This is a genomic window from Streptomyces sp. SID3212 (assembly GCF_009865405.1).
GTDB lineage: Bacteria > Actinomycetota > Actinomycetes > Streptomycetales > Streptomycetaceae > Streptomyces.
In genome coordinates this window covers 1-4,540 of record NZ_WWJY01000147.1, presented here as the reverse complement: position 1 = coordinate 4,540, position 4,540 = coordinate 1, and the positions used below count along the sequence as shown (strand labels likewise).

At 72.9% G+C, this 4,540-nt stretch carries 4 protein-coding genes and 1 pseudogene; 4 read left to right on the top strand and 1 reads right to left on the bottom strand.

Annotated features, from left to right (window positions below; translation table 11 throughout):
- The 3 genes from GT042_RS04230 to GT042_RS04220 all read left to right on the top strand — a co-directional run.
- Nucleotides 1-1,224: aldehyde dehydrogenase family protein (locus GT042_RS04230; RefSeq protein WP_161307347.1), on the top strand; the 1,224-nt coding region annotated here is incomplete at its 5' end.
- A 2-nt stretch (nt 1,225-1,226) separates the two neighbouring features.
- Complete coding sequence (locus tag GT042_RS04225) at nt 1,227-2,315, top strand: NAD(P)-dependent alcohol dehydrogenase (RefSeq protein ID WP_161307346.1); 1,089 nt, start codon at nt 1,227-1,229, stop codon at nt 2,313-2,315.
- 33 nt (nt 2,316-2,348) lie between these two features.
- Nucleotides 2,349-3,257 (top strand): class I SAM-dependent methyltransferase, encoded by a 909-nt coding sequence (locus GT042_RS04220; protein ID WP_161307345.1) that lies wholly within the window; start codon nt 2,349-2,351, stop codon nt 3,255-3,257.
- 86 nt (nt 3,258-3,343) lie between these two features.
- Here GT042_RS04220 and GT042_RS04215 read toward each other — a convergent pair whose 3' ends face one another.
- Nucleotides 3,344-3,946, bottom strand: coding sequence for a TetR family transcriptional regulator (locus GT042_RS04215; RefSeq protein ID WP_161307344.1), 603 nt, complete (start codon nt 3,944-3,946; stop codon nt 3,344-3,346).
- Between the two features lie 131 nt (nt 3,947-4,077).
- Between GT042_RS04215 and GT042_RS04210 the strand changes: the two are divergent.
- Nucleotides 4,078-4,540: pseudogene (locus GT042_RS04210) on the top strand (MMPL family transporter); the annotation flags it as partial.

The window sequence follows — 4,540 nt, the reverse complement described above, 5'->3', positions numbered from 1 at the left end:
ACCACCGCCCTGCTCGCGGCGGCCGACGCCGTGGAGGCGGCCGGGGCGGACCTCGCCCCGCTGCTCACCCGGGAACAGGGCAAGCCCCTGGCGGAGTCGTACGCGGAAGTCGACCGTACGGCCGCCCGCCTGCGCCACTTCGCCGGCCTGGTCCCCGGGCCCCAGCGGATCTCGGACGGCCGTCCGGTACGCAGCGAGATCCGCTGGCGGCCCCTGGGGCCCGTCGCCGCGATCGTCCCGTGGAACTTCCCCCTCCAGCTCGCGTCGGCGAAGTTCGCGCCCGCGCTCGCGGCGGGCAACACGGTGGTGCTCAAGCCGTCCCCCTTCACGCCCCTGGCCACCCGGCTGCTGGCCTCCGTCGTCTCCTCCGTCCTCCCCGAGGACGTGCTCACCGTCGTCACCGGTCACGAACCCCTCGGCGCCCGCCTCGCCGCCCACCCGGGGATCCGTCACGTCACCTTCACCGGTTCCGTTCCCACCGGGCGGGCCGTCGCACGGGGCGCGGCGGCGACGCTCTCCCGGGTCACCCTGGAGCTGGGCGGCAACGACGCCGCGATCCTGCTGGACGACGTGGACGTGGAGAAGATCGCGGACCGGTTGTTCTGGGCGGCGTTCCGCAACTGCGGTCAGGTCTGCATGGCGGTCAAGCGCGTCTACGCCCCGGCCCGGCTCTACTCCGACGTGGTCGAGGCCCTGGCACAGCGCGCGAAGAGCGCCGTCGTCGGAGCCGGCCTCGATCCGGGCACGCAGCTGGGCCCGGTCAACAACGCCCCCCAACTGACCAGGGTCGAGCGCTACACCGACCAGGCCCTGGCGGACGGCGCCCGGGCGGTGGCCGGCGGCCACCGGCTGGACCGGCCGGGGTACTTCTACGCACCGACGATCCTCGCCGATGTCCCGCCCGCCAGCCCGGTGGTGACACAGGAGCAGTTCGGCCCCCTCCTGCCGGTGCTGCCGTACGAGAGCGTCGACGAAGCCGTCGAGGCGGCCAACAGCACCGCCTTCGGGCTGGGCGGGTCGGTGTGGGGGACCGACCTCGACCGGGCCGAGGCGGTCGCGGACCGCCTGGAGTGCGGGACGGCGTGGATCAACCACCACGCCGAACTGTCCCTCGCCCAGCCCTTCGCGGGCGTCAAGGACAGCGGGGTCGGGGTCGCGGGCGGCCTCTGGGGGCTGTACGGGAACCTCGCGCCGTTCGTCGTACACCGTCCGCTGGAGCCGTGAGGATGAGATTCGGCGCCGCGGTGCTGCGCTCGTACGAGAGCCCGTTCGCCGTCGAGGAGGTGGAGCTGGACCCCGGCCCCGCCGACGGTGAGGTTCTGGTCAGGATCGCGGGCACCGGCATGTGCCGGACCGACCTCGCGGTCCGGCGGTCGGCGGGCCGCTCACCGCTGCCGGCGGTGCTCGGCCACGAAGGGGCCGGGATCGTGGTGGAGACCGGCGGCCCGCACACCGGTCTGAACGCGGGCGACCACGTGGTGCTCAGCTTCGACTCCTGCGGACACTGCCGGAGTTGCCTGGCCGCCGCCCCCGCCTACTGCGACTCCTTCGCCCCGCTCAACCTCTTCGGCGGGCGCAAGGAGAACGCCGCACGGTTCACCGACGCGTCCGGCGGCGAGCTGGCCCCCCGGTGGTTCGGCCAGTCCTCGTTCGCCGAGTACGCGGTGGTGGCGGCCCGCAACGCCGTCCGGGTCGACCCCGCGCTGCCCGTCGAGCTGCTCGGACCGCTCGGCTGCGGTTTTCTCACCGGCGCCGGAGCGGTTCTCAACTCCTTCGGCGCCGGGCCCGGCGACACCGTCCTGGTCCTCGGCGCGGGAGCGGTGGGCCTGGCCGCCGTGATGGCCGCCGCCGCGTGCGGGGCGGCGGTCGTGGCCGTCGACCGGTACCCCGAACGGCTGGCCCTCGCACGGCGTTTCGGCGCGACCGCGCTGGACGCCACGACGGCCGACCTGCCCGGCCGTATCCGGCACCTGACCGACGGCGGGGCGCGGTACGCGTTGGACACCACGGCCTGCGCCCCGCTGATCAACGACGCGCTGCGGGCCCTGCGCCCGACCGGACACCTCGGCCTGGTGGCCCGGCTCCACACCGCGCTGGCGCTCGAACCGGGCGCGCTGGACCGGGGCAGGAAGATCTCCCACATCTGCGAGGGGGACGCGGTGCCGGGACTGCTGATACCGCGGCTGACCGGGCTGTGGCAGGCCGGGCGGTTTCCCTTCGACGAGTTGATCCGTACGTACCCACTCGCCGCCATCAACGAAGCGGAACGCGACTGTGAGGCGGGCCGCGTCGTCAAACCCGTCCTGCTCCCGTAGCGGGAGCAGCCGACGTGCGACAAGGGAGAACATGTGACCGGCACAACAACGCGCGACACCGGTGTGGAAGGCGTGGAGGGAGGTGTGGGCGTGACCGCCCTCCTGGTCGCCGCGTCGCGGGCGATCGAGACCCACCGCCACGACGCCCTGGCCCGGGACGTCTACGCGGAGCACTTCGTGCTCGCCGCACCGGCGTCCGCCGCCTGGCCGGTGCGCCCGCACCAGGTCGCGGACGGGGACGCGAACCCGCTGTGGGGGCGGTTCGCGCGGTACTTCGGCCTGCGGACGAGGGTCCTCGACGACTTCGTCCTCCGGTCGGTGCGCAAGGGCGGCGCACGCCAAGTGGTCCTGCTCGGGGCCGGGTTGGACACGCGGGCCTTCCGCCTCGACTGGCCTCCCGGCTGTGTGGTCTACGAGATCGACCGGGAAGAGGTGCTGGCGTTCAAGCACCAGGTCCTCGACGGACTCTCGGCCGTCCCGAAGGCGGAGCGCGTACCCCTCCCGGTCGATCTGCGGGACGACTGGGTCGCGGCGCTGGCCGACGCCGGCTTCGACGCGGGCGCGCCGAGCGTCTGGCTGGCGGAGGGGCTGCTGTTCTACCTGCCGCCCGTCGCCGAGACGTACCTCATCGACACGGTGGACCGGTTGAGCACGCCGGGCAGCGCCCTGGCGTTCGAGGTCAAGCTCGAAAGGGACTTGCTGGAATACCGCGACAGCCCGCTCTACACCTCGACCCACCACCAGATCGGCATCGACCTGCTCAACCTTTTCGATCTCCGGCCGCGGCCCGACTCCGCCGGTGACCTGGTCGCCATGGGCTGGTCCACGGCGGTCCACACGCCCTTCGACTTCTCCCGGTACCACGGGCGCGGTCCGCTGCCCGAGGACAACGACGCGCTGGCGGGCAACCGCTGGGTGTTCGCGGACAAGTCCCGGCCGTAACGCCGCGTCCGTGTGCTCCGTACCTCCACCTCCGTACAGGCGGGACCGGTATCGACGCCGGTCCCGCCTGTCGGTCGTCCCGCCGGTCAGTCGTCCAGCGCCGCGAACGCGTCCTCGACCAGGCCCGCGAGCTGCTTCATGCCCAGGCTTGTCGTCAGCGTGCTCCCGGTGTGGACCGCGAGCAGCCCGCGCAGGGCGGAGACGCCCGCCCGGGCCTTGACCGCCGCCCGCAGACGCAGATCCGGAGCGTCCTCGCCGGCGCCCAGCCGCTCCTCCATGGCGGCCGTGACGGCCTGTTCGAGGTCTCTCAGGAGGAAGCGGTCGGTACGGGACGAGTCCGGCGTCAGATCCTTCGGTGAACCGGTGATGAAGATGGCCGGCGGTACGTCGTGCTCGCCCGCCAGCGTCAGTACGGCGTTGCACATGGCCCGGTAGGGGGCCTCGGCGGCCGGGCGCTCGCGCAGAAGACGCGCCAACCGGGGGATCAGGTCCCGGACCTGACCGACGATCAGGGACTCCTTCGAGGGGAAGTAGCGGAAGAAGGTCCGCTCCCCGACTCCGGCGGCCGTCGCGATGTCGCGCACCGTCGTGTGCTCGAAACCCCGCTCGCCGAAGAGGCGCGCGGCGGCCTCCTCGATGGCCCGGCGCGTCTTCTGCTTGTTCTGTTCACGGAGTCCAGGGCTGTCCATACGCGGATTATCGCAAGCCCTCCCACCCTGGGAAGTGGCAGAACTGCCACTTGGGCTAACATGGCAGCGCTGCCACTTTCGGGCCCGGCTCTCTCCGGGGCTTCCCTTTGCTTTCCTTCTGGAGCACACATATGGCCACCCTCCTGTACCGGCTCGGCCGGTCCTGCTTCCGTCGCCGCCGGCTGGTGTTCGCCTGTTGGCTGACCCTCATGGCGGCCGTGATCGCCGTGAGCGCGGCGTTCGGCGGGACGGGGCGGCTGGACGACGAGTTCTCGATCCCCGGCTCGGAGTCCCAGCAGGCCCTGGACGTCATGGGCCGGGCGTTTCCCGGCGGCTCGGGGACCAGCGCGCAACTCGTGTTCACCGCCCCCGCGGGCGGGAGCGTCGAGGAGGCCCCGTTCAAGGCGGCGATCGACGACACGCTGGCCAGGGCGGCCCGCGCCCCGCAGGTCGCGGACGTGACCGCGCCCGAGGCGACGGGCACCGTTTCGGCCGACGGGGGAGTCGCCGTCGCCCAGGTCGGCTACCGCGTGTCCAAGAGCGACCTGGACGCGGACAGCCTGGACGCGCTGGACGCCACCGCGGCCCCGGCCC

What these genes read in the sequence shown, in the direction of transcription:
- GT042_RS04225 (WP_161307346.1), top strand. Translation starts at nt 1,227, where the DNA reads ATGAGATTCGGCGCCGCGGTGCTGCGCTCGTACGAGAGCCCGTTCGCC.
- GT042_RS04215 (WP_161307344.1), bottom strand. Translation starts at nt 3,946, where the DNA reads ATGGACAGCCCTGGACTCCGTGAACAGAACAAGCAGAAGACGCGCCGG.